Genomic DNA, 23574 nt, shown 5'->3' on the forward strand with positions numbered 1-23574 from the left:
TAGGTTAGAATATAGCCCCCAAGCCGACAGGCTTGGGGGCTTTTTTATTGGATGACCGGGAACCCACAATGCAGATAACCATCAACACGATGACTCGTATTTTTTTTCTTGTTTTAACTTTTCTATTTCTAAGTGCTTGCCAAGACGCAAAACCAATTGTGTTACATGGGAAAACCATGGGCACGACCTACAATATTAAAGCTTACCCCAGTTCGAATAAGCTGAGTGAAGAACAGCTTCACCAAGACGTGGAAAAAGCACTTAAAGCGGTGAATCAGTCGATGTCGACCTACATTCCAGATTCTGAGATTAATCGCTTCAACCAATTGCCTTCTGGTACTGTTATGCCTATTAGTGAAGATTTCCGCAAAGTGGTAGCAGAGTCGATTCGACTTGGTGAATCAACCGGAACGCTTGATGTAACAATGGGGCCTTTAATTGATTTATGGGGCTTTGGTCCAGATAAACGACCTACTAAGCGTCCAGAGCAATCGGCCTTGAATGAAATGCGTTCACGGATTGGCGTAGACAAGCTTATTTTGACTGATGCTGGACTTGCCAAATCGATTGATAGCTTAGAGCTATCTTTTTCGGCAACCGCCAAAGGTTATGGAATCGACAAAGTAGCGGAAGTCATGGAGCACTATGCAATTACCAATTACATGATTGAAATCGGTGGAGAATTGAGAGTTGCGGGTGAAAAGCCAAGTGGACCGTGGGTTATCGCCATCGAAAAGCCGGATGCACCAGTCGGTGAAAGACAAATACATAGACCAATTAAACCGGGCACCAACGGGATTGCGACATCTGGAGATTACCGAATTTTCTATGAAATGGATGGCGAGACTTTTACTCACCTTATTGATCCTGCCACAGGTCGACCGGTAAAGCATGAATTAGTGTCTGTGACCGTTTTGCACCCTTCAGCAATGACTGCCGATGGATTAGCAACAGCATTAACCGTTATGGGTACTAAACGAGCAAAAGCCTACGCGCAACAGCACAACTTGCCAGTTTATTTAATGTTTAAGACAGAGAATGGTATTGATAGCTATGCAAGTGACGCATTTAAACCTTACCTAATGACAAATTAATTATCCGTCATCGGGGTTTATTAGGATCAGACTTTAAGCTAAGTAATTAATTGATTGAGGCGAATGCCCACTGCGAGTATAATTTGCGGGCATTCGTCACTTTTTAACTTGGTAGCAAGGGGCTTTTCAATGTCTTTATTCTTACTTACGTTTGGTTTATTAATGTTGATAGCTGTCGCTATGGCGGTTGGCGTTATTGTACAAAAGAAATCGATGGCAAGTAGCTGTGGCGGATTAGGCTCTGTGGGGATAGACAAAGCATGCGATTGCGACGATCCGTGCGACAAACGCAAAAAGCGTATGGCGAAAGAAGAAATCTGGAAAGAAAACCAGATCCTTTAGCGAGACACCCCAGTAAAAACGCAAGCTTAGCTTGCGTTTTTTGATAGTAAGCGTCGTTAGCGTGTACTGCCTTAACCTCCTGTCAGGGTCTATAACCTACCAAAATATCCTCTCCAGTGAATAGCTTTCACAGTGCTGCTAAATGATAGAAGTTGTATTTTGGACGTCTAGACTTCATAATTGTTGGTTCTTAAACAAACTTTTTTCAATAGGTAGATATTGGGAATGAGGTGAAAACTCATCATGGTTTTATTCCTCAACTGTCCCCGCAACTGTGATAGTGAAATGCTTTATAGGGAAGGCTATAAAGTTTAGTCACTTAAGTCAGATACCAAGACCTATTGTTTCACTTAAGCGGGCGTACTTAAGTCAAAGCAGGCAGTGAATAGATATATCATTTGCCGGTTTTGCCGCGCTCCAAAGAAGGCAGTATGGCAATCAATAAGCAGTTTGAAGTACAACGTTTAGGCGTTGTTTTATCTGATAATTCCATTCTAAGTGACATCTCATTTTCTGTGGCCCGCGGTGAGTTCGTCGGTTTGCTTGGTCCAAATGGTGCTGGAAAGTCCACTTTACTTCGCACGCTATATCAGTTTGTTTTGCCAACTTGCGGTAATATTTTTTTCAATCACAAAGTCTTATCTGACTATCCTCGGAAAGTTTATGCACAAAAAGTGTCGGTGGTATTGCAGGATATTCCCAGTGAGTTTGGTTTGCCATTATGGGATGTCGTTGCTTTGGGGTTGACCCCCAGACAGTCTTTATTTGCCACACTCTCAAGTCAAGAAAAGCAAGCTATCGAAAATGCAATCGAACAAGTTGGCCTAACACATAAAGCACAGCAGTTCTTTAGCGAGCTATCTGGAGGGGAAAAGCAGCGCGCTATGATAGCAAAAGCAATGGTACTAAAGCCTGAAGTGCTGATCATGGACGAACCAACGAGTCATTTAGATATTAGATATCAAATCCAAATTATGGAATTGGTAAAGCACTTAGGTGTTACCGTTATTGCTTCATTTCATGATCTGAATCTAGCTAGTGCGGTATGCGACAAACTGTTGGTATTGCAAAACGGGCATTTGGTTGCTCAAGGCACGCCGAAGGAGGTTATTACCGAATCTATGTTAAGCGACGTGTTTGGTGTGTGTGCAGCGGTTTCTCAAGTATCCGGCCATGAAACCGGCAACTTGATACCGCATATTCAATACCATTATGGGTATCATGTATGAGCGCAATTAAATCAGTACATATTCAGCTACTTTCAATGTTGCTTGCTTGTGTAATCAGCTTTTTATTAGCGTTAAAGTTAGGCGCTATCACCATAGAGTGGCAAGCAGTGTTTGGGAGCTTATGGGATTATCAAACGCAAGATTTAGCGCATAAGGTGATTGTGGAGCTGCGCTTGCCTAGGGCGTTGTTAGCCATGAGTGCAGGAGCTGGATTAGCCGTTGCTGGACTTATCCTGCAAACGGTAACACGCAACCCGTTGGCCGATCCGTATTTATTTGGTATCTCTTCGGGCGCATCTTTTGGTGTCGTGTTATTGATTACTTTATTTGGTGCGCAATCAAGTTTAATCATGTCGGGCGGCGCCTTTATCGGGAGTTTATTAGCCATAGTGTTGCTGCTCGCGGTTGCCCATACAAGTGCACTTCGACAAGTTGAAAGCATGCTGCTTACTGGCGTTGCGTTGTCATTTTTATTTAGTGCGTTCACCAGCTTGTTACTGTATTGGAATGACCCACAAGCCATTAGCGCTATTATATTTTGGAGTTTAGGAAGTTTTTCTCGGGCTGATTGGCAGTGGCTAGGGTTACCTATTGGCGCAGTGTTAGCTGCAGTAATGGTATTACTGATTATGCGAAGGCCTTTAACTGCATTATTGATGGGTGACGAGAGCGCTACCGCACTGGGTATTAACGTTAACCGATTACGTATCAGCATGTTGCTTTTAAGCTCTCTGTTAACCGCCGTATTGGTTGCTGCTTGTGGCGGTATTGGTTTTGTCGGATTGATGGTGCCACATATTGTACGTTTTTTTGTCTCCCAAGCTAAGCTAGCCGGAGTATTGTCGGTTGCCTTACTCGGTGCATTATTGATGCTGTGGGTTGATGTGTTATCCCGAATACTTATCGAAAATCAAGAGTTACCAATTGGCGTTATTACAGCCGCGATTGGCAGTGTGTTCTTTTTATCACTGTTAATACTAAAAAAGCGCCGTACTTCGTTATGAATCATTTCAATCTTCAAGTATGTAAATCATCGGAACGAACGCAATGAAAACACTAATGGTTCAGGGAACCACCTCAGATGCAGGAAAAAGCACTTTAGTAGCAGGTCTTTGTCGTGTGCTTGCTCGTAAAGGCTGGAAAGTTGCGCCGTTTAAGCCACAAAATATGGCGCTGAATAGTGCCGTTACCCCTTGTGGTGGAGAAATTGGTAGAGCACAAGCGTTGCAGGCGATGGCTGCAAAGGTTCCTTTATCGGTAGATTTCAATCCCATTTTACTGAAACCAAACTCTGACACCGGAGCACAGGTAATTATTCATGGTCGGGCTATCAGCAATATGGAAGCCAACGCTTACCAAGATTATAAAAAGGTAGCGATGGATGCGGTGATGGCATCACATATTCGCTTAGCTGAACAATTTGAATTATGCCTAGTTGAAGGGGCGGGAAGTCCTGCCGAGATCAACTTGCGGGAAAATGACATTGCTAATATGGGCTTTGCTTGCCAAATTGATTGCCCAGTTATCATAATTGCTGATATCGATAAAGGCGGTGTTTTCGCGCATTTGGTTGGCACCTTGGCGCTCCTGTCAGAGCATGAGCAAAGTTTGGTGAAAGGTTTTGTAATCAATCGTTTTCGCGGTGATTTTAGTTTGCTGAAATCGGGGCTTGATTGGTTAGAGGAATATACCAACAAGCCAGTATTAGGGGTTTTACCTTACTTGCATGGTTTGGCACTCGACGCTGAAGATGCAGTTTTACAAGCAAGTGTATGTGAACAGGCACAGGTTAAAATCTGTGTGTTATTGCTACCACATATTAGCAATCACACCGACTTTGACGCGCTTAGACTCAATCCCAATGTTGAACTGATCTACGTCAAGTATCAGCAGGCAATCCCGAGCTGTGACTTGGTGATTATTCCTGGCAGCAAAAATGTGTTAGCCGATTTAAGGTTTTTACAGCAACAAGGCTGGAATGACCAAATTCAACGACATCTGCGTTATGGCGGCAAGCTCCTTGGAATTTGTGGCGGACTGCAAATGCTTGGAAAGACTATTAGCGATCCAGAAGCCGTTGAATCTACGCTGGGCCAAGTGCAAGGTTTAGGGCTAGTAGAACTTGAAACTCAGATCACACCTCACAAAACCCTGACTCAAGCACAAGGGCATTGCATGCTAAATAATGCTGAATGCGCCATCGTTGGCTATGAGATCCATGCAGGTATCTCATCTGGTGAGGCGTTAGACTCTCCGTTTATTCGTTTTGATACCCATCCCAATGGTGTTAAAACCGATGGTTTGATTTCAGCGGACAATCAGGTTGCCGCAACATACTTACATGGCTTATTCGATAGCCCAGAAGCTACTGAAGTTATCTTGAGTTGGGCGCAACCTGAGCAACAGTCCGTTGCCGCAATTGATTTAGCAACGCATCGAGAACAACAACTTGAGCGCTTGGCAGATTGCTGCGAAGCCCATTTAGATATGACACGTATAGAACAGATAATTGAGAATTTTAATGACAGAACGTAATGCGCAAAAACATCAACAACGCCAACAAAAAGTAAAAGAGCAAGTCGACGCAAAAATCGCCGCAGCGCAAAAAGAACAAGGTATCTTGCAGGTGATCACTGGTAATGGCAAAGGTAAATCGACTTCTGGGTTTGGTACGGTAGCTCGGTGTGTTGGGCATGGTATGAATGCCGTGGTTGCGCAGTTTATCAAAGGTATGTGGGAGTGCGGCGAACGTAACTTACTTGAGAAAGCAGGTGTGCCATTTGCAGTTATGCAGACAGGATTTACTTGGGAAACCCAAAACCGTGAAACCGACACACGAGCGGCGCAAAAGACATGGCAGCAAGCCAAGCAATGGTTACAAGACGATAGCATCGACTTGGTCTTGCTGGATGAGTTGACGTATATGGTGAGTTACGACTACATAGATTTGGATGAAGTGATTTTGGCACTACAAAACCGCCCTAAAATGCAGTCGGTGATTATTACTGGGCGCGGTGCACACCGGCGGTTAACTGAACTTGCTGATACGGTAAGTGAGGTGCGTAACGTTAAACATGCCTTTGAAGCGGGTATCAAAGCCAGAGCAGGATTCGATTACTAGTATGCTTAGAACATTATTTTTATTGTTGTTATTGAATGTTTCAGCGCCCACCTTTAGCACTGAAAATCCAGCAAAGCGGATCATCGCGTTGGCGCCGCACATTGTGGAAAACCTTTTTGCGATAGGTGCTGGAGAGCAAATTGTTGGTACGGTTGCTTATGCCGATTATCCTGAAGCTGCGAAGACTATCCAACGAATAGGTGGCCATCATGGTATCCAGTTGGAGCAAGTTTTGGCTTTGCAACCCGATCTGGTTATTGCATGGGCGTCGGGCAGTAAAAAAGAAGACATAGAAAAACTTCAGCAACTAGGGATTAAGGTGATTTACAGTGACGCCAAACGGATAGATAAGATTGCTGACGAATTAAGACAGTTTGGACAGCTGACGGGGAAAGTGGCTGAAGCTGAACAATTAGCGGTTGAATTTACCAGTAAGTTAGAAAAATTACGAACGCACTACCAAGGGGCAAAAAAAATCACGGTTTTCTATCAATTATGGCCTTCACCATTAATGTCTGTTGGCGGAAACAGTTGGCTCCAGCAGGTTTTAGAAGTTTGTAGTGTGAACAATGTATTCGCTGACTCAACCACCGATTATCCGCAATTAAGTATCGAAAATGTGCTCAGTAAAAAACCCCAAGTGATGATTTTGCCGCAAGAGAAGACAGATCAAGAAATAGCAAATATCGATTGGCAAAACTGGCCAGAGATCCCCGCGGTAAAGCATCAGCAATTTATTTCTGTTGATGCTGATTTACTGCATCGTTTTAGCTATCGTATGCTTGAAGGCACATCTGACTTGTGTGCTAAACTAGCCAACTCTCGAGCTTACTACAAGGGTGAACATGACAACGTGGAGTGATGTATTAGGACAAGAAAAACAACAGGCTTATTTTCAAGAAACCGTAGATTATGTGGCGGCAAGAAGGGCTGAAGGAATCAATGTTTTTCCTCCTCAAGAGCAAGTTTTTGAAGCGTTTAAAGTAACGCCATTTGAACAGGTTAAAGTGGTGATCCTAGGGCAAGACCCATACCACGGGCCGAATCAGGCACATGGCCTGTGTTTTTCGGTGTTACCAGGGATCAAACCTCCACCGTCATTAAATAATATGTACAAAGAGCTGGCACAAGACATCTCAGGATTCACCATTCCAAATCATGGTTATTTGTTGAAGTGGGCTGAGCAAGGAGTACTGTTGCTCAATACTGTGCTTACGGTCGAACAAGGTCAGGCTCATTCACACAAACACTTGGGTTGGGAGCGCTTTACTGATGTGGTGGTTAATCAACTAAACGAACATGCCGAAGGTATTGTGTTCTTGTTATGGGGTTCTCATGCGCAAAAGAAAGGCAAGACGATAGATAAAAACCGTCATCATGTTTTACATGCACCACACCCTTCACCACTTTCAGCGCATCGGGGCTTTTTTGGCAGTGGTCACTTTTCAAAAGCGAATACGCTACTGTCACAAATGGGCAAGCAGCCAATAGATTGGACATTACCCAATTTGTGATAGTCGTTACTTTCTGTAAGCAGAACGAAAAAGAGCGCCACAATGGGCGCTCTTTTTTAGATTAAATCTAGTTCGTCTAAATCAATACTGTCTGCGAAAATATCGAGTTCCTGTAATTCCTTACGCAAGCGTTGTTTATCTTTAAGCGCTTCAATTTCACGCCATTTTCTTTTTTTGCCCTTAGATGAGGTTCTTTTTTTTGATTCAGGACCTTCTAATACTTGTAATAGCTCGTCTAGGGTATCCATTGAAAATCTCCTATTGATATAACTAGCTCAAGAAAACGTCGATACGTCTACTGTCACTTATACCCTTTGACACCGTCTGTTAGCTTGAAAGTTGAGCAATTTCCGGTGTTCAAAGCAATTCAATCAAGCCGACGAAAGACTCGATTGAGATAAAGTGGTATCAAATTTCACCTTGAGTGATATTGATATACCACAGACGGGATAAAAATAAAACACAAATGTGTCTGTTAAGTTAAAACCAAGTGACAGTTTGATGAAAGTCAAAAGTAGCGGATTTATTATACAAGTAGTGTGGAATTGATATGGCTTTTGTGTGGAAATGGTCTTCTTACCAATCCTCATTAATAACTAATCATTTTGAGTAGCTAAACCCGACGTTAGCGGGATTAAAATTTCTTATTTAGAACAACTAAATAGCAAAATTTTCGCCTTGCCTCAAAATAGACCATTTCATTAAGGGGATTGGTATCAGAGTAAATTTTACAGGGTCTACAATAAAAAGCGCCGTGTGGATACGGCGCTGGTTCGATTAAATCTGTTGCTAACTATAAAGCTTTAAAGCGAGCAACGAGGTCTTCTTGCGCATCAGCAAATGAGCGAATACCTTCAGCAAGCTTTTCAGTTGCCATGGCATCTTGGTTATGTAACCAACGGAACTCACTTTCTGTCAGTGGTGCCGGTTTAGTTTGTGGTGCAAAATCAGCTTCAAGTAAATAGCGATCATCGGCTGGCATTGTCGCAAGTTCTTCAAGTAGAGCAGGGCTGATAGTGAGTTTGTCACAACCCGTTAGCGCTATAATTTCACCTGTATTTCTGAAACTTGCACCCATCACGACTGTGTTGTATCCGTGTTGCTTGTAAAATTCAAAGATACTGCGTACCGACTGTACGCCCGGATCTTGTAATGGTTCGGTAGGTTTTTCCAGACCATTGGCAACGTGCCAATCTAAAATACGTCCAACAAAAGGAGAGATTAGGAAAACATTGGCATCGGCACAGGCACGCGCTTGTGCTTGGCTAAACAGCAGAGTCAAATTACATTTGATGCCTTCTTTTTCTAATTGCTCAGCAGCCTTGATGCCTTCCCAAGTTGATGCGATCTTGATTAAAATTTTGTCTTTGCTTACACCTTGAGCATCGTACAAAGCTAACAGCGATTTTGCTTTGGCAATCGTCGCTACGGTATCAAACGATAACCTGGCATCTACCTCAGTAGAGATATAGCCCGGAACTGAGTTTGCGATCTCTTTACCAATGAGCACTGCAAAATAGTCACAAGCGAGCTCTAATTGCTTCTCAGAGTCACTTTCATTGGCTTTGGCATAACCCCAAGCTTCCGATAGATAAGGCTGATAAGCAGGCATATCAGCTGCCTTTAATAACAATGATGGGTTTGTGGTGGCATCTTCCGGTTGTAGTTTACGGATGGCCTCTATGTCACCGGTGTCAGCGACAATCGATGAATGTTGTTTTAGCCTATCTAATGCTGAAGTCATGTTTTCCTCATTCCAATGTTTGATAACAGCGATTATGGTGTCTTTTAATGGTGCGTTCACCACGATAAAGAGTCTAGATACCTTATGTTGCAACACCATTAACGGAGTGAATAGGTCAAATGTCCGTTTCTAGAACATGCGCGGCCTATTACAGCTGATGTTGAAAGGTACCTGTGTATTGCGCAGAGCTCTTACAGAGCCATGGTCGGCATACTCCCAAGATAAACACTTGAAGTTGCTTGGGTATAATGATGAAATTGACATCAAACACTAGCTAAGTCAATAGGCAAGGTATGATCACCGTAATCTCACCAGCAAAGAATCTAGACTACGACACTCCAGCATCAACAGATAAATTTTCAGAGCCGGAGTTACTCGACCATAGTGCCGAGTTAATTACCGTTTGTAGAGCACTATCTCCGCAGCAAATAGGCAGTTTGATGAAAATTAGCGACAAGCTGGCAGGTCTTAATGCGGCTAGGTTTGCTGACTGGAGCCAGCCGTTTAATACCGATAATGCTAAACAAGCTGTGTTGGCATTTAATGGTGATGTCTATGCAGGCTTAGACGCGAGCTCTTTAACCGACGCTCAACTTGACTATGCACAGTCACATCTGAGGATTTTATCGGGGCTATATGGGATTTTAAAGCCGCTAGATTTAATGCAAGCGTATCGCCTAGAAATGGGCACTAAGCTAGATAACCCTCGAGGTAAAAACCTTTATGAATTTTGGGGGAGTATCATTGCTGAAAAGTTAAACCACGCGTTACAACAAGCAAATACAGATACTTTAGTTAACCTAGCCTCGAACGAGTATTTTAAAGCTGTTGATACAAAAGCATTGAAAGCACAAATTATTTCGCCGGTATTTAAAGATTGTAAAAATGGCCAGTTTAAAGTGATCAGCTTCTATGCGAAAAAAGCACGTGGCATGATGGCAAGGTATCTCATTGAAAACCAAGTTAATGATTTGGAAAGCCTAAAACAGTTCAACGTTGCAGGTTACTACTTTAGCGAGGAAGCCACGCAAAAACCAAATGAGCCTGTGTTTTTGCGTGCCGAACAGTAATCAAAGTGGGTGTAAGTACTTACACCCACTTATAAACCTACCCAAGTTGCTCAAGTTGGCTTTGTGGTTTCATATAAAACGCTTTTTCAGCCAAGCTTTTTGCCAGCATATCGGAGGCATCGACAAATTCTTTAGAGTACTTTTCAAGGGGTAACAAAGGTAAGTCAGTACACGCTAACACCAGCTTTTTCGCTTTTAGCTGCGCGATGATGGAGTCAAATTGAGCAACGGTGATAGGGTCGTTTCCACCTAAACGTTTTATGTCACTTACCAGCGCGTCCATTGCTTTTGGTGAAGGGGTTTCTACAGGGTATTTTTTAGCGCTCGATGCATACGGAGAATATTTTCCGAATTCAATGACTTTGCTAATTGATAGTAGGGCAACGTCACCATACTTCTCTATGTACTGTTCTACTACATCCACGATAGAGACAAACTCCATACCTAGATTTAGTGCATGGATCTTGTCTGAAAAGTAGTGCAACACATTACAAGCAATAGCCACAAAATCAACGTGACCATCCATTAACGATAAGGTGTATTTTAGCTGGCGCCAAAGAATTTGTTCGTTGTTTTTAATGTCCATTGCTAAGCCAAGCTGGGGTATGGAGTGGACAAGCACTTGGGGCGCGCTCAAATCACCTTGGTAATTACCATTGTAAAGCGATTTATTATGTTTGAGTATTTTTTGCCATAAGTCGATGCCTGCATCTGGCCCTGCACCTGTAATTATACCGATGCGTCCTGGTGTTGAGATCTGATTCATTGTTGGCTCCTTGGCATGCGAATTTTTTGTAATGCCCACTGGTTGATTTTATTGTGAAATGACACGATTAGTAGCCCGCTAAAAACAATGACACAAGCTATCGCAGCGGTTTGGGTGACTTGCTCATCTAACAAAATGTATGACGTTAAGATGCCAAACACGGGTACTAGCAAGTTAAATGGCACCACCATATTGGCTGGATATCGTTTTAGCAACCAGCCCCATAGTGCAAAAGCTAAAACAGTGCCGAGTAGCGAGGTATAGTAGATGGAAAAGCCCCCCATAAAACTCATGTTAGTCAGTGCTTGCCACTGGCCTGACTCAAGCATTAATGAAAGCGCGAATAACGGTAGTGGTGGTATGAGGCAGCCCCAAATAAGCAGTGCCAACATGTCAACATTACCAGCTCGTTTCATGATAATGCTGCTTGCGCCATAAAAAAATGCCGCGCCCAGTACCAATAAAAATGCGGTAATGGATGTGAAACTGTCTCTATCAGTAGAAATTAAAGCGATACCAGACAAACCAATTAGTACCCCTAATATTTGTAACTTGTTTGGGAATTCCTGCAACGCAAAGGCTGACAATATTAATGCAAACAACACCGCTGTTTGTAGCACCAACGAAGTCAACCCTGAGGGCATTCCCCATTTCATTCCGACGTACATCAAGCTAAACATCAACACATAGTTCATCCCAAAGAGCAACAAAAACCATGGGCTGACTTGGGGACGTTTAATAAAAAAAACCAACGGAATACTGGCGGTTAAAAATCGTAATGACGCATTAAAAATGGGCGGGAATCCTTGCATACCGATCTCGATAACTGCAAAGGCCGAACCCCAAATTAGCGTGACAAATATAGCAATTAAGGCATGTTGAAACTTCATGCCATTTCCTCGCGTTGCTCATACATGCTTATCTTCTCCTTAGATAAATAGTCAGAAAAACAATTTGTTAGTGTGTCTTCGATATTAAAATATTGCTGCGTCTCTAATTTGAAGGTTTTATGTACAAAGTGCAACTCATCCGTCAATTTATACTGTGACACGTAATACGCTTTGTTGTTCACAATGCAGGTAAGAGCGTGTTCTAGAGCCTGCAAATCGGCTTTATTGGTATATAAACCAATACTTGCTCTGACCATACCTTGGTATAGTGGCAGCTGTGTTTCGTCTTCAATTTCCCATAATTCATCAACCAAACACTCTCGTACAAATGGATGAGCACAAAAGCAGTCATTACGTACCGCGATGGCAAAGTAGTCGTTTAAAATTAACGCCAGCAACTCATGGGGCAAGCCCTGAATATTAAAACTGACAGCGCCAATACGTTGGGTATTTGAGGTGTTAGCGTAAACTTTTACGCCTTCAATAGTTTGCAGCATCTCAATAAGGTACTGAGTCAACATGCACTCTTTTTCATAAATGCTGTACATGCCAACACGGTCAAGAAAGTCCAGCGTTGTGGCTAGCATAAAGATCCCTGGAATATTCAAGGTTCCAGCATGCTCTTTATCAAACAGTAAACCCGACACAGAATAATCGAATTTAGAAACTTCAGATACCATTCCACCACCGTAGAATTCTGGTTTTAGTTGATCAAGCAGCTGGGTTTTACCGATAAGTACGCCAGGAGAGCCCGGTGCGTAAGTTTTATGACCAGAGAAAACAAAAAAGTCGATGCTTCTTTGCGGATTGTCTTGTGCTAACTGAATCGGTGCGTGGGCGGCTATTTGTGCACCATCAACTACGATGTAAGCGCCATATTTATGCGCGATTTCGGCAATATCGTAAATTGGCGTAATATGCCCAGATACATTGCTGGCTGCGGTTACTGCAATATAGTTTAACTGTTGTTGGTGCGCTTTACATAGTGCTTCAAGTTCAATCAAGTCCACGCCTTGAAACTCACCTGTGGCATCCTGGATGTTGATATGAATGACCTTTTTGGCATGGGCGCGATGTGGTAAATCGTTAGAGTGGTGCTCCATCAATGATACCAGCACAGTGCTTTTGTCTGCGCGCAACTCGCTCAGTCCTCTGGCCAGGCGATTTAGCGGCGATGTTGCTCCATTTCCCTGAAAAACGGCACTATAACCCTGTGTTGCACCAAAAAAACTCAGTACACGCTGATGCGCCCAAGCGACAGCTTCGGAGCTGATTTTGGCACTGAGATGCACCGAGGAATGGGTATTAGCATAGTATTTTAAGAATGCCTGTGTGGCTTGTTGAGCCGGGGCGAATGCCAGCGTTGACGCAGCAGAGTCTAAATATATGCGTGAAAGTGTTTTACCCTCAGCATTGATACAGGTTAATTCGCTACCGATAAATGCTTTTTTAAAGTCGTTACACCACATCAGCTTCTTCCTTACGCTCTGTTGTCGCAAAATTTTCTATAAAATAACTGTCATCATCACAAAATAAATTCATAAATTGTTGTGGTAGCTCATACACTTCCTTTGCGACGAATATACCTAAGCGGATCCGCTCTATGTAAATATCATTAAATATATTTAAAAACACTAAATCGGGGTTACCCTGTGCAATTCGGTAAAACAGAGTAGCCAGAATCAAATTACATTTAGGATTACTCCCTTCTTTCATTACCAGCGGCAGACCTTCAGGCCCATCGATGGCGTAAACAGTTTTACCCACCTCGATACTACAGACGTCTAAATCGATACAGCGGACAAGTGCAGGATCTGAGCTGTCATACTTTTGAAACCTTTCTGGATGCTTTTTGATTTTTTGGCGCAGTAGTGTCGAGGCTTTGTTTCTTGAGGCGCTTTCAAAAATGACTTCAACATCGCTTAGTGGGGTGTTTGTTTGGTGTAATATCTCGACGTAGTTTTGTGGCAGCTCAAATTGCTGTTTTAGTAGCTCTCGTTGTTCTGAGCTGATCCCGATATCATTGACCCATAAGATCAATCTAGCAGAAATTTTTTGTGCCAAAAGCGCTTGATAGACAGATACGCCTAACGCGAAAGAGTAATGCTCAGCTTCGCCTTCATGCGACAGGTCTTCAAGTTCTGGAGCGACACAATAATGTCCAGCTAGTATTGCAACTGGTTTATTTTTTAATCTGGAAATGTGTTGAATAATTTCTTCCGTGCCGGGCATACAGAGGTTGGGAGTTTGCAGTTCCATATTATGTCTTTCCTTTACAATTTTTTGATGATAAAAACGTCGTGATCTGTGCTTTTTGACTCATCGATTACTTGGCAGCTGCCTCGTTGGCAAAATCGAGCTAAATCACTCTTGGTGTTGGGATCTGTGATCAAAAGCTTAAGCAGCTCTCCTGAAGCCATACTTTTTAGCGCTTTTTTTGTTCTTAAAAGTGGTACTGGGCAGGTGTAACCCTTTAGGTCTAATTCCTGTGTTACTTGCATCATTAACTCCTTTTCTTTGAGAATAGTCTCGCATAAGCACAAATGTTCGCGGTGCGCTTGAACAAGTTGCGTTGTGATTTTAATTTCGAGGTCAAAATTGGAGTGTATAATAACATCAAAAAATTAACGTTTTATTTTCTTTTTAATATCATTTTGATTGGGCTTTGGACGTGATTAGTAAGTTTAGTTCTATTCAAAGCAGAACATCCAACTAGATTAGGGCCTGTTGATCTTTCAAGTCTGTTTTTGCATCAAGTGTTGTAGCGAGGTAAGTGCACCGTTACTTTTAGACCACCCAAATTGCTGTGACTTGCAGAGATAGTCCCATGATGGGCTTCGACAACTTGTTTACAAATAGCTAATCCCAAACCGGAGCCACCGGTATCTCGATTGCGCGAGCTTTCGCAGCGATACAAGCGTTCGAATATTTTTGTTAGCTCTTCACTGGCAACACTTGGCGCACTATCCTCTATGGTAAGAACCGCGTAGTCTTCACGTGTTGTCACCGAAATCTCGCAGTGTCCAGACGGATCAGTGTAAAAATGCGCATTGCGAAGTAAGTTAATCAAAACTTGTTTAAGTCGTTGTTTATCAGCAAATATGAGTAAAGTTTCGGTGGTTGTCTGAAATCTTAGCTGTTGTTGCCGGGTATCGAAAAGCGCAGAAAGTTCGCTGGTTGTTTCTGTTACTAACTCGGTGAGGTTTACTGGCGAAAAATCCATGGACATGGCATTTTTGTCAAACTTAGAAGAAGCATACAGATCACTGATAAGTGTTTCTAATTGCGTTATTTTATTGAACACTTTTTTGTAACCCAATTCTTCATCGGGTTCAACTTTGTATTGCATTGCTTCAACAGTCAGTTTTAGCGCGGTGAGGGGGGTTCTTAGTTCGTGAGAAATATCCGCCAAGAGCTGATTTTTTTGTATCAATGCGCGGTCTGCCATTTTTTGTTTCATGGCGATGTATTTCTGCTTATGTTTTTGACGTAGGTGATACACCACTATCATACCAATAATAAATAACAACACGACGACAATTAAGCTGCGTTGTAAGGTCAGATTCTCAAGTCGCGCTTGTTGTAATGCCTGCTCTTTTTTAAGCAACGACACTTGCTGCTGTTGTCTTATAAGCTCAATGTTTTTTTGTAACTGTAGGGACTGCGCTTGATTTTTTTCTGCGTGTAATTGTTGCTGTGCAGCGAGATGTAATTTGAGTGTTGAAAGGGCTTCTGCTGTTTTACCTAATTTTTCTAACACCATACTGTGCTTTTCCAACAGCTCACTGCGCATACTCATACCTAACTCTGATAGTCCAGAAAACATCTCAATTTGGGTCTCAGCCAAAGCAAACTCTTCTCTGGCAATATATACGTCAATGAGTGCCAAACGAACAGTTCGCTCAGTGCGTTTAGCATTGGCTGCAGTAGCCAGTTGAAGTGCTTCGCTTGCGCTGCTTAGTGCATCATCAAGTTGGCTCTTTGCCAGCTGCACTCGGGTTAAATTAGCCAGCTGCCATGCGGTATCACTATTGGCCTTCATTTCCCTGGTGATGGCTAATCCTCTTAATATATGTTGCTCTGCCAGTGCTAGATTACCTAATTGCCAATGTACTATGCCGATTTTACCTAGGCTGTTAGCAATGTGTTTTGGATTACCCAGTTGTTGATCAACTTCTAGGGCTTGCACAAAATGAGTCAACGCTAATGAGAACTTCTGCTGATCTCGGTATATTTCACCAATGTTGTACAAAGACGTAGAAATACCCTGAGGATTATTTAGTTTTTTCTGCAATTTGAGGGATTTTTCATGGTTTTCAATGGCTAACTCAAGCTGACCGATATAATCATACAAAATACCAAGATGGTTGTAGCTATCCGCTAAACGTTGCTCATCGTTGAGTTTGCTGGCATAAGCAATAGCGAGTTCGATATGCGACAGTGCATCTTCATAGCGAGCACTGTATCTATATGTCCAACCGAATGCGTTGTGCAATTCCGCCATCAGCGTTAGGTCGTTCTCTGGTGCTGCTTGTAATGCTTCGTTCAGCGCCATAACGCTTTGCTCTGGTTGGTTTTGTATCTGTCTGGTTTGAGCGTAAATGAGCTTGAGTTTGCTAAAGGCTCCGGGAGTATCTATTTTTTCAGCTATTGCGAGTAGCTCAGATACTTGCTCATAAACGCGCTCATAGTGACCCAATAAATGGTGCGCTTTAATGCCGATTAGCTTTAATTCAAACCAGTCTGAAGACAAAGCTGCTGGGCTTGTGTCTGAACTGAGCGCCAGCTCTACTTTTTCTAGCGTGGCAGCCGGGTCTTGTTCTAACTGCTGATTTAAGGTCGTGATGCTGCCAATGGCGTGACTATAGTTTACGGAGAAAAAACACAAATAAAGCAGTGCAAACAGCACCTTGAAAAACGGTTGCAGCATAATTCACCAAGTAACATTACAGAGACATCTTAACAAAGCGACACTGTAAGGTTACAAATAAAGACTTAATTTTCTATTTTATGTGCACTGACATGGGAAATCAATTGTGGCATAAACTGTCTGAAATGTTGTTCTAACTCTTTGTAATGCCCATCTATATCTTCAATACAGCCATCAAATCGGTTAGCAAAGCGGAGCCGTCTTGCAATGTTGTCTAGCGCAATCCCCACACCAGCAACGCTTTCATAGGTGGCGAGCCAATCATCTGAAACTACGCTTATCATCACTTGGCGCATCATTGGCGGCATAATATTAAGGCTATTTGCCAGTAGCTGGTAGCTATCTTGCTTAAATTCAATAAATGGTTGGTGATGATAATCAGACCAATGCTTTATTAAAAAGTGGTCATACAATACATCTAGCGCAACACCTGAAAAGCGCCTCCGGTGATCTGAAAAATACTGTTTAGCAGAATGGGTCAAAGGACTGTTATCGGTGTATTTATCGATTAGATGATGTGTAGCTAACCCTTGCTTCACTGCTTTTGGCAACTCCGATATCGATACGCCTTTTCTGAAGTCACCAAGCAGGTTACCAACATAGGACTCTGAAGTTGGTTCCGCAAAGTATAAATGCCCCAGATAGTTCATTCCAGTCACTCACTCTCTAATCGCTGTTTGTGCTTTGTAGCTTCCTAATAATGGTTTCTGCTTCATTGCAGATCCGCGTCATTAACGTGGAGACGGACTCTATATCATGAATAACACCTTGTGATTGACCGATAAATTGCACGCCTTTTTCCAAATCCCCGTGAATAGTTGCAGCTTCAAGCTTTTCAGTGGCTGCACCAAATAGCGAGAGTAAACGGATTTTATCGAACTGTGCGACTAACCCAAGTAACAGCTTCCAAAGTGGCATATCAACCATTTTGGCAGCCTTAAATGACTTTAATACAGCAACAAAGAAATTCATTGGTCGCTTGGTGGCTTTTTCAGCCATAGGGGTTTTCATTACTCTGGCGTATAACCCGTCAAAATTGTTCGAGTAAATTGTGTCAGCCACACGTTTTTCAACAACAGCATTTTTAACGTTTTGATGAACTGGGCTTTCTAAGCTGGTTGCGAATCGTGAACCCATGGCAACGGCATCTGCGCCAAGCGCTAGAGCTGCCACGAGCCCTCGACTATCAGCAAATCCACCCGCAGCGATGACGGGAATATTGACTAAATCTACAATATTGGGGATCAAGCAAAGAGAGGTTACTTCGCCGCCGTGCGCAGCGGCTTCGTGTCCTGTGACCAACAGGGCATCAACGCCGGATTTTTCCGCTGCCACAGCATGCTTTTCTGTGACCACTGTTGCTATTACCTTGCCACCGTATGCTTTGGCTCGTTCTACAATCCAATCGCCTTTACCTAGAGAGAAATTGATCACTGGTACTTCAGCCGCTAGTGCGATTTCGGCGTTTTCCTTGGCGCCAGGCATCATTAAGGTGATCCCGACACCAAAAGGCTTGTCAGTCAGAGCACGAATTTTGTCGATGGCTTGTTTGGTTTCTGTGCGGCTAAGCGGTCCTGTTGCGAGGATCCCTAAACCGCCAGCGTTACAAACAGCCGCAACCAGTTCAGGAACCGAGATCCAACTCATGCCCGGAAGAATGATAGGTTTATCGATGCCAAATAATTCGGTGATCCGTGTTTTCATATTCATACTCACTGGTCAGATGTGTAGTTAGCATACTCTGCTTCAGCACAATTTGGAACCAGCTAACTTTATAGGGTCGTGATCGCTACTTGTTTTTTAATAAGTTGCTATGTAGCGCCAGTATTTGCTTACGTTGCTGCTTAAGCTGCCGTTTTTTCTCAGCTTTTTTAACATGCTTGGCAATCCATTTCGTCAATTTGCGCATCAGCGCGGGAGGAAAGTCATGTCCCATTCCCTCTATCAACTTTAACTTAGATTTGCGGATTTGCGTTGCGGTATGTTGACCGGCTTGGATTGAAAAAATTGGATCCGCGGTGCCGTGAATAACCAAGGTGGGTACCTTTATTTTTGGTAATAAGTGCTCTCGACTTTGACTTGCCGTGATCGCCGCTAACTGACGCCTAAAACCAGAGGGGTTATGGGCGCGCTCAACATTGAGTCTTGCTTGTTGGCGCAAGCTAGCTTCGTCTTGTGGGAAGGCTGGGCTACCAATTAACTGATTGAGCTTTACATAATATTGGATGGCTTCTTCTTGTGTTCCCGCTTTGGGTTGTACTTTGGCAAGTGCTAAAAGAATTTTTAAGTTTCGTGGAGTGAGCTTTGGGGCTTGGCTGGTGGACATAATGGAAGTCAGGCTAAGTACTTTTTTCTTGTGCTTGGCGGCGACAATTTGGGCTATCATTCCACCCATAGATGCACCAACTAAATGTGCTTTCTTTATTTTAAGCGCATGCATTAGGTCAACCACATCTTTTGCCATGTCTTCTAAGGTGTAGGGCAGTGACGTTTTGATAGGTAGTCGATTGGAAAGCCATATTTTGAATAGACTCGGACTACCGTGGCTATCTAATTGGCTAGACAGTCCAGTATCCCGATTATCAAAGCGGATCACGCGAAAACCCTTTTTGACAAGCCCTTGATACAGACTGTCAGGCCACACTATCATTTGTGCACCTAGGCCCATAATCAAAATGATAGGCGGTGCGTTTTTGGCGCCTTGGTCTTCATAATGCAGCTTTATACCTGAGCGAGTTTGTATAGTTTTCATGACGTTGTGTCGTTACCTACACATCTGAACTCTGCAATAAAAAATCAGCATAGAATTATTGCTCACAAATGAAAAAAACACTTGCGGTAGCAGCGTTTTAGATTACTATTCGCATCACTCAGTGTAGAGCAAAAACTAGTCACCAATTGTTAATTGATGATGAACTTATTATCTCAGTTGTACTGAGTACGGTTGTTAACAAATCACCTTGAATAGGACAAAAAATGAAGAGAAAACATCAGCACGCACATCAGCGCGGCGAAATCAAAGACAACGCTTTAAAAGCTTTAGTAACCAGTGTGTTGTTTCAGACGAAGGTAGAAAAAGCGAAAAAAGGTAAGGGTAGTTATCAGCGTAACAAAAAACATAAAGGCCAAGAGCCTTATTTTATGGCAGCTTAAGTGAGCTATAAAATAAGGCTTTTGCAATTTTGTTGCGCTTTCAGACCTTTCGTTTAAGTTAGTGCTGGTGATTAACCTCAGCTGCGCATAAGCGAATTTGTCCAATAAAGCTATTCTGCACACTCTCTTCATTGTTTTCACTCGTAATAGCTGGCTATTACTTCGTAAAAACGCCTTGATATTGAGCAAAATGCCATCATTGGATGTTAATAACTAAGCGCCATCTTAATTTTGGATTACCAAAACCCTTATGCGCAGCTGAGATTAATTAAGAAAAAGGAATGGACTTATGGATGATGCTGCAGTTAAAAGTTGTTTCGACGATTATCCAGATCACGTAAGAACTCGGCTTCTAGAATTACGAAGTCTCATTTTGAGCACTGCTGAAAACCACCATTTAGGGGCAGTTGTTGAGTCATTAAAGTGGGGAGAGCCAAGTTTTAGTGTCAAAACCGGAAGTCCTATTCGCATAGACTGGAAGCAAAAGATCCCTGATAGCTTAATGCCGTTCACCTCAAGTGAACGGCATTACTTCATCAGTATGTGTTTTTTCCATAATCAAATCCTTTATTAAAATGTTGATACCTTAGGATATCAATGTGTCAAGGGTAATTTATGGAAGCCACTTTGTTGCGTCAGAAAATCTTGATTGAAATAGAAGCTACTAAATTGAGTACCTTGAAAACCAACTTGTTGCTTTGCATCTGTGACTTCCCAAGAGGTGAGCAGAAAACACACCGAATCTCAATTAAATCATCCTATGTTTGTGGAAGTTCAATTTCCAATTAATGCACTGTTTCAATGGCATGAATGAGTACAATGGCTTTGTACCAGTGCTGGGACAGCTGCCACATTTCAGATAATGTATTTAGACAATTAACCATGTTGTCTATTGCTAGTGAGGCATGTGTGCCTGCAAGAATCAAATTGTCTTTGGCATCATCATGTAAGCGCTGTAGTTCAGCTTGAGTTTGTTGTAAGTCTGCGTCCGTAATGTTTGGTTCATTCAAGCTGGTTTTCATAAAGAGATTCAACTGGGCTTGATACTCGCTGAGTTGGGTATGTAACTCGGGGTGTTTCGCGAGGTCTTTGTATGGGGTTTGTCTAGCCAGTCTTTCGACGCAAAAGCTTGCGGTAAATAGATATTGTTCTATGCGCATAAATTTGGCCAGAACGGCTGTGGTTTCTTGTGAAAGAGCTGCTTGCTCTACAGAAACAATAAACTGACCGATCTGTTGGCAGATGGATTGAATAGAATGTAACTGCGGCTCAACACTCAGTTTATCGGCCGGTTGTAAGCTCTTTTCAAATTGGGCATGTAGCTTGTCTGCAACCAATTTAGACTCAAGCATTAACGCATTCGTTGCTAGCTCTGGAGTTTGTGCAATGGTTTTATCTAAAAAGCGTGGCCGAGAGGCATTTTCTTCAGCGCTACAAAAACGTTTCATTAAGAAGCTAGCAAGTCTATGAGTGACAGGGAGTATCAACACTACGCCTAAAAGGTTAAACAAGGTATGAAATAATGCCAAAGAAAGTGCGGCGTCTGGAGTCAGGTTAAAGAGCTGAGTAAGCTGTGTGATCAGATAAAATAGAACCGGCAATATTAGAAACGCGACCACAGCCGTAAACGCATTGAAAATAACCTGTGCGGCAGCAACTCTTTTGGCATTGGAGGTTGCACCAATAGCGGCGAGTATCGAGGTTGAAGTTGTACCGACATTTGCGCCTATCACCATGGCTGCTGCTGCATATAAGCCAATCATGCCACTGGCAGCAGCTGTGATGGTCAGCGCAATCGATGCGCTAGAAGATTGCGTTAATATAGTCATTGTTATCCCAACCAGCAGAAAGCTCAGCATACCGCTTACTCCCTCAGCGGTGAGTTGGCTTAAATCAAAACTCGCCACCACATGTTCAAATGCATCCTTGAGAATATCAATGCCGATAAAAAACAGCCCAAAGCCGACGAGTGCCATGCCTGTCGGGGCGAGTTTAGAGCGGGGACTTAGTAGTTTCATCAAGGCGCCCAAGCCAATTAAAGGCAATGCAACAGTTTGAATATTAAATTTGAACCCTACGGCAGCTACTAACCATCCCGTGATGGTTGTGCCAATATTAGCCCCGTAGACAATGCCTAAAGCTTGATGCATGGTAATTAAGCCTGCATTGACGAAACCGAGAGATGCAACGGTAACTGCACTTGATGACTGCACTAAGGCTGTCATACAAAAGCCTGAAATAACAACGCGTTGCGGCGTTTTGGTCCATAATCCCAATATGCGACGTAATGAAGAACCTGCGGCTAGCTTAAGACCATCTGTCATCATGCCTATTGCGACAAGAAAAATTCCTAACCCCCCGAATAACGTGCCTATGAGTTGCAGTGTGTCCATATTTTTTATGCCTTGCTTTGAAAGAATACGGCCGAGAATAAGTCGCATGGTCTCATTAACCTAAACCACGGATAAGCGAATTTGCTTAAAAACGCCATGATATTGAACGAAGTCCCGGAATGGGATTAGAAGAATCATCCGTTTTTAAATAGTTACACTTTCAAAACTCTTATCTGCAGCAAAGGTTACTTATTGACGGCAAAACACAAGATAGCATTGCGGATAAACATGGTCTTGTTCAAGGTCAATATTTTTAACCTATATGACTTATTAGGAATATGATTCAGTTCTGGCAAAGTCAAGTCTGAGTAAGTTTGGGAGGATGTTACTCAGAGTTTAGCGATAAGGATAAAAGCCTAACAATGGACGAAAACGTATCAGACGTAGTATATTTTTGTTTCTAATTTATATCCTAATTATTGGGTGTAGCAGATCTAGCTGTAATGCAGCTAATCAAGGAGAGAAATGTGGAAATATCTCGTAGTTTAATGGATTTATTCTTTGGCTATAACGGTCGAGTTGGTGATGTTAAAGGAACTAAGGAAGGAATTGCTGAGTTTGAACAGCGTGCAAAAACTGCCTCTACACCAGAAGAGCGCGCTCGATACGCTCAAGCGGCAAAGCAGCTTAGAACGGAAATACTACCGCAGATGCAAAAGGAGATGGAACAGTTAGGAAAGCAACTGGGGCTGAGTTCAGGTGATATTGGCAAAGTCATTAAAAAAGATGCCGAAGATCTACCTGAGTTGGCATTAAAACAACAGAAAAGCGGTGTTTTATCGGCGATAACGTCATATGAAAAAGGGAGTTATTACTACAACAAAACGTGATGGTGTCTGGTCGCAACGGATCAAAAGAGGGCTAGGTGACGGTGCAAGCGCACCAACGACCTTATGCAAACTTTTTATATGATAGAGACTTAACATAAAGTGCTAGACGGTTCTTAACCTGAGGAGTTAGTCCGACACTAATTAACAACGAGGAAAAGATAGAAATAAAGAAGATGCTTTTAATGATTTTAGCGCCAGTGAGCAATGCGACAACGATTAATAAGGCTGCATAGCCTAAACCAATGAGACCCAAGAAAAGACATAACCCTTTAATATCATTAAGCATACTAACTCCTTAAGCTAATTTAAAATCGTCTTTACTATAACTTAAAAAAAGCGATGTAACCATCATCTCAAGTACAACTTACATTTCCACTTCTAGCGATTGGGTTGCTTTGCAGTCTTAATCAAGCGCACTTTTATTTTTGACCAGTGATCGCGGGTTTAGTAACTTCTTACCAAGATGAAAGGTTATGAAAATACAACCGAAGTTTATCG

25 protein-coding genes and 1 riboswitch are annotated in these 23574 nt (G+C 42.6%); of the genes, 12 read left to right on the top strand and 13 right to left on the bottom strand.

Annotated elements, in window-relative coordinates; genetic code table 11:
- Positions 1 to 68 precede the first annotated feature (68 nt).
- The 8 genes from ACSLBF_RS04155 to ung all read left to right on the top strand — a co-directional run bounded on the left by ACSLBF_RS04155 (position 69) and on the right by ung (position 7300).
- Positions 69 to 1094 carry an FAD:protein FMN transferase gene (locus ACSLBF_RS04155; RefSeq protein ID WP_440055343.1) on the top strand — a complete coding sequence of 342 codons (1026 nt, stop codon included), beginning with the start codon at positions 69 to 71 and terminating at the stop codon, positions 1092 to 1094.
- Positions 1095 to 1223: 129 nt separating this feature from the next.
- Positions 1224 to 1436, top strand: a complete 213-nt coding sequence (nqrM, locus tag ACSLBF_RS04160) for a (Na+)-NQR maturation NqrM (RefSeq protein WP_440055344.1) — start codon at positions 1224 to 1226, stop codon at positions 1434 to 1436.
- 193 nt (positions 1437 to 1629) lie between these two features.
- Positions 1630 to 1792: riboswitch (cobalamin riboswitch) on the top strand.
- Between the two features lie 75 nt (positions 1793 to 1867).
- Positions 1868 to 2665, top strand: a complete 798-nt coding sequence (locus ACSLBF_RS04165; RefSeq protein ID WP_440055345.1) for an ABC transporter ATP-binding protein — start codon at positions 1868 to 1870, stop codon at positions 2663 to 2665.
- Positions 2662 to 3669: a FecCD family ABC transporter permease gene (locus ACSLBF_RS04170; protein WP_440055346.1), complete on the top strand. Its 1008-nt coding sequence runs from the start codon at positions 2662 to 2664 to the stop codon at positions 3667 to 3669. Before ACSLBF_RS04165 ends, ACSLBF_RS04170 begins: the two co-directional genes overlap by 4 nt.
- Before the next feature lie 43 nt (positions 3670 to 3712).
- A complete protein-coding gene (locus tag ACSLBF_RS04175) occupies positions 3713 to 5200 on the top strand; it encodes a cobyric acid synthase (protein WP_440055347.1) in 1488 nt (495 codons plus the stop codon).
- Positions 5187 to 5786 carry a cob(I)yrinic acid a,c-diamide adenosyltransferase gene (gene cobO, locus ACSLBF_RS04180; protein ID WP_440055348.1) on the top strand — a complete coding sequence of 200 codons (600 nt, stop codon included), beginning with the start codon at positions 5187 to 5189 and terminating at the stop codon, positions 5784 to 5786. Before ACSLBF_RS04175 ends, cobO begins: the two co-directional genes overlap by 14 nt.
- A 1-nt stretch (position 5787) precedes the next feature.
- The gene (locus ACSLBF_RS04185; protein WP_440055349.1) at positions 5788 to 6648 is read left to right on the top strand and encodes a cobalamin-binding protein; all 861 of its coding nucleotides are present in this window, start codon (positions 5788 to 5790) and stop codon (positions 6646 to 6648) included.
- A complete protein-coding gene (gene ung, locus ACSLBF_RS04190) occupies positions 6632 to 7300 on the top strand; it encodes a uracil-DNA glycosylase (RefSeq protein WP_440055350.1) in 669 nt (222 codons plus the stop codon). Before ACSLBF_RS04185 ends, ung begins: the two co-directional genes overlap by 17 nt.
- A 56-nt stretch (positions 7301 to 7356) precedes the next feature.
- Here ung and ACSLBF_RS04195 read toward each other — a convergent pair whose 3' ends face one another.
- Complete coding sequence (locus ACSLBF_RS04195; protein WP_440055351.1) at positions 7357 to 7548, bottom strand: DUF3545 family protein; 192 nt, start codon at positions 7546 to 7548, stop codon at positions 7357 to 7359.
- A 545-nt stretch (positions 7549 to 8093) separates the two neighbouring features.
- Entirely contained in the window at positions 8094 to 9044 is a 951-nt protein-coding gene (tal, locus tag ACSLBF_RS04200; protein WP_440055352.1) for a transaldolase, read from the bottom strand.
- Positions 9045 to 9337: 293 nt separating this feature from the next.
- On the opposite strand from tal, the gene yaaA reads away from it, so the two are divergent.
- The gene (gene yaaA, locus ACSLBF_RS04205) at positions 9338 to 10114 is read left to right on the top strand and encodes a peroxide stress protein YaaA (RefSeq protein WP_440055353.1); all 777 of its coding nucleotides are present in this window, start codon (positions 9338 to 9340) and stop codon (positions 10112 to 10114) included.
- A gap of 37 nt (positions 10115 to 10151) precedes the next feature.
- Here yaaA and ACSLBF_RS04210 read toward each other — a convergent pair whose 3' ends face one another.
- The 9 genes from ACSLBF_RS04210 to ACSLBF_RS04250 form a co-directional block, all read right to left on the bottom strand.
- Positions 10152 to 10880 carry a hypothetical protein gene (locus ACSLBF_RS04210; RefSeq protein ID WP_440055354.1) on the bottom strand — a complete coding sequence of 243 codons (729 nt, stop codon included), beginning with the start codon at positions 10878 to 10880 and terminating at the stop codon, positions 10152 to 10154.
- Positions 10877 to 11770 carry an EamA family transporter gene (locus tag ACSLBF_RS04215; protein WP_440055355.1) on the bottom strand — a complete coding sequence of 298 codons (894 nt, stop codon included), beginning with the start codon at positions 11768 to 11770 and terminating at the stop codon, positions 10877 to 10879. Before ACSLBF_RS04215 ends, ACSLBF_RS04210 begins: the two co-directional genes overlap by 4 nt.
- Positions 11767 to 13239, bottom strand: a complete 1473-nt coding sequence (locus ACSLBF_RS04220; RefSeq protein WP_440055356.1) for an aminotransferase class V-fold PLP-dependent enzyme — start codon at positions 13237 to 13239, stop codon at positions 11767 to 11769. The genes ACSLBF_RS04215 and ACSLBF_RS04220 overlap by 4 nt, the downstream gene beginning before the upstream one ends.
- A complete protein-coding gene (locus ACSLBF_RS04225) occupies positions 13229 to 14029 on the bottom strand; it encodes a hypothetical protein (RefSeq protein WP_440055357.1) in 801 nt (266 codons plus the stop codon). Before ACSLBF_RS04225 ends, ACSLBF_RS04220 begins: the two co-directional genes overlap by 11 nt.
- A 14-nt stretch (positions 14030 to 14043) precedes the next feature.
- Positions 14044 to 14274: a sulfurtransferase TusA family protein gene (locus ACSLBF_RS04230; RefSeq protein ID WP_440055358.1), complete on the bottom strand. Its 231-nt coding sequence runs from the start codon at positions 14272 to 14274 to the stop codon at positions 14044 to 14046.
- 248 nt (positions 14275 to 14522) lie between these two features.
- Entirely contained in the window at positions 14523 to 16700 is a 2178-nt protein-coding gene (locus ACSLBF_RS04235; protein WP_440055359.1) for an ATP-binding protein, read from the bottom strand.
- Between the two features lie 65 nt (positions 16701 to 16765).
- Positions 16766 to 17350, bottom strand: a complete 585-nt coding sequence (locus ACSLBF_RS04240) for an ACP phosphodiesterase (protein ID WP_440056192.1) — start codon at positions 17348 to 17350, stop codon at positions 16766 to 16768.
- A 16-nt stretch (positions 17351 to 17366) separates the two neighbouring features.
- Positions 17367 to 18404, bottom strand: a complete 1038-nt coding sequence (locus ACSLBF_RS04245; RefSeq protein ID WP_440055360.1) for an NAD(P)H-dependent flavin oxidoreductase — start codon at positions 18402 to 18404, stop codon at positions 17367 to 17369.
- Positions 18405 to 18489: 85 nt separating this feature from the next.
- Positions 18490 to 19452 carry an alpha/beta fold hydrolase gene (locus ACSLBF_RS04250; RefSeq protein WP_440055361.1) on the bottom strand — a complete coding sequence of 321 codons (963 nt, stop codon included), beginning with the start codon at positions 19450 to 19452 and terminating at the stop codon, positions 18490 to 18492.
- A gap of 224 nt (positions 19453 to 19676) precedes the next feature.
- On the opposite strand from ACSLBF_RS04250, the gene ACSLBF_RS04255 reads away from it, so the two are divergent.
- Together ACSLBF_RS04255 and ACSLBF_RS04260 are read left to right on the top strand one after the other, a co-directional pair.
- Entirely contained in the window at positions 19677 to 19853 is a 177-nt protein-coding gene (locus tag ACSLBF_RS04255; RefSeq protein WP_440055362.1) for an alternative ribosome-rescue factor A, read from the top strand.
- A 289-nt stretch (positions 19854 to 20142) separates the two neighbouring features.
- Positions 20143 to 20427 (top strand): hypothetical protein, encoded by a 285-nt coding sequence (locus tag ACSLBF_RS04260; protein ID WP_440055363.1) that lies wholly within the window; start codon positions 20143 to 20145, stop codon positions 20425 to 20427.
- Positions 20428 to 20638: 211 nt separating this feature from the next.
- Here ACSLBF_RS04260 and ACSLBF_RS04265 read toward each other — a convergent pair whose 3' ends face one another.
- Positions 20639 to 22294 carry a Na/Pi cotransporter family protein gene (locus ACSLBF_RS04265; RefSeq protein ID WP_440055364.1) on the bottom strand — a complete coding sequence of 552 codons (1656 nt, stop codon included), beginning with the start codon at positions 22292 to 22294 and terminating at the stop codon, positions 20639 to 20641.
- 419 nt (positions 22295 to 22713) lie between these two features.
- Here ACSLBF_RS04265 and ACSLBF_RS04270 point away from each other — a divergent pair, with 419 nt between their 5' ends.
- Positions 22714 to 23076 carry a hypothetical protein gene (locus ACSLBF_RS04270; RefSeq protein WP_440055365.1) on the top strand — a complete coding sequence of 121 codons (363 nt, stop codon included), beginning with the start codon at positions 22714 to 22716 and terminating at the stop codon, positions 23074 to 23076.
- A 61-nt stretch (positions 23077 to 23137) separates the two neighbouring features.
- Here the strand turns inward: ACSLBF_RS04270 and ACSLBF_RS04275 are convergent, their stop codons facing one another.
- The gene (locus ACSLBF_RS04275; RefSeq protein ID WP_440055366.1) at positions 23138 to 23362 is read right to left on the bottom strand and encodes a hypothetical protein; all 225 of its coding nucleotides are present in this window, start codon (positions 23360 to 23362) and stop codon (positions 23138 to 23140) included.
- Positions 23363 to 23574 lie beyond the last annotated feature (212 nt).

This window comes from Pseudoalteromonas sp. T1lg65, from assembly GCF_051930985.1.
Classification (GTDB): domain Bacteria; phylum Pseudomonadota; class Gammaproteobacteria; order Enterobacterales; family Alteromonadaceae; genus Pseudoalteromonas.